We start from the raw sequence: 1511 nt of genomic DNA on the forward strand, positions 1-1511 counted from the left end.
GCTGATAGCGGTACCTTCTTTCATGGCTGGGACCTCCGGGGAACGCTTCTGGTGCTTGTCCTGCGAGGACTGAAATGAGACAGCGTCCTCGGGGGTTGTAGCCGGAGGCTTGTCGTCTTGGAGGGTGTTGTCCCGATGAGGACTGGTTTATCAGCACGACGCGCGGCCTCCGGTTCCAGTTTTTTCGTTGCTGGACGCGAAGGGAGTCGGAGCATTTGCTTGGAGCAGGCATCGACTGGGCGGAATCGTTTCACGACGTGGCCTTGGGTCGCCCCGGAGAAGGGGTGATCGAACAATTCCGTATCGACCACACCGCAGCGGGAGTCAACCGGCTTGTGGCCCGTTGCCTGGAGCTGGAAACCGACCCGGCCGACGTGCGGGTCGTGCTGGAAACCCGACACGGCCTGTTGGTGGAAACGCTGGCCGACGCCGGTTTCACTGTTCTTCCGGTCAATCCGGACGTGGTGGCCCGCCGCCGCGGGCCGGCTAAAAAGAAAGACGACGCCGAAGACGCCAGGATCTGCTGCCTGCTGGCATTGGACCAGTTTCTGGAATTGCGGAAACTGATCCCGCACGGCGAGCTGGCGGGAGAATTGCGCACGATCGCCCGGGACGACGAACGCGCCGCCCGCGACGAGCGCCGGCTGCTCAACCGGCTGCGCGCGGACCTGCTGGCAACCTTCCCTGCCGCGCTGGCCATCGCCGGCGGCAACCTCGGTTCGCCGGTCATGCTCAAGCTGCTGAGCCGCTGGCCCGGCCACGACGAGCTCGCTGCGGCCGACCCGCACGACATCGCCGCGTTCGCCCGCGCCGCCAGCCACGGCTGGCCCGACCGGTTCGCCGCCCGCGTCGCCGACGCCCTCGCCGCCGACCGGCTGCCGGTGAAAGACTACCTGGCGCGCGCGAAAACCGGCACGATCGCGCTGACCGCGACCCAGCTGCTGGCCATCCGCGACCAACGACGGGCCTGGGAACGCCGCATGGCCGAACTGCTGCTCGGAACGGCCCGCCGCGGCCACGCAACACAGGCGAAGGAACCCGATCCGGGAAAAGCGGTCCCGGGCGGTGACATCTACCTGAGTTTCCCCGGACTCGGGGACCGGCTCGCCGCCCGGATAGCCGGAGAAATCGGAGACGACATCACCCAGTTCGCCACACCGAACGGGCTGCAATGCTACGGCGGAACCGCCCCGGTCACCCGCCGCTCCGGCCGGAGCGAGTTCGTCGTCGCCCGTCGTCTGGCGCACAACCACTACCTGGGCGCAGCCGTGCATCAGTGGGCCTTTTGCAGCCTCTCCCGCAGCGCATGGGCGCGGGAGTTCTACGACGGGAAAATCGCCGCCGGGAAGAGCCATCACTCGGCCCTGCGCGCTTTGGCGAACCGATGGCTGGAAATCTTGTGGCACTGCCTGGTCAAACGCATCCGCTACGACGAGACCATTCACATTCGCAACCGGCAGCAAGCCCACCAGCCTCCCTCGGCGGCCTGAGGTTGACAGAGGGTGTCTCAT

1 protein-coding gene is annotated in these 1511 nt (G+C 66.8%); it reads left to right on the top strand.

Going from position 1 to position 1511, the window contains the following annotated elements; genetic code table 11:
• The first annotated feature begins 215 nt into the window (after positions 1 to 215).
• Positions 216 to 1490, top strand: coding sequence for an IS110 family transposase (locus H5411_RS46355; RefSeq protein WP_037367968.1), 1275 nt, complete (start codon positions 216 to 218; stop codon positions 1488 to 1490).
• Positions 1491 to 1511 lie beyond the last annotated feature (21 nt).

The sequence above is a fragment of the Amycolatopsis echigonensis genome, assembly GCF_014174495.1.
GTDB classification, from domain to species: Bacteria; Actinomycetota; Actinomycetes; order Mycobacteriales; family Pseudonocardiaceae; genus Amycolatopsis; species Amycolatopsis echigonensis.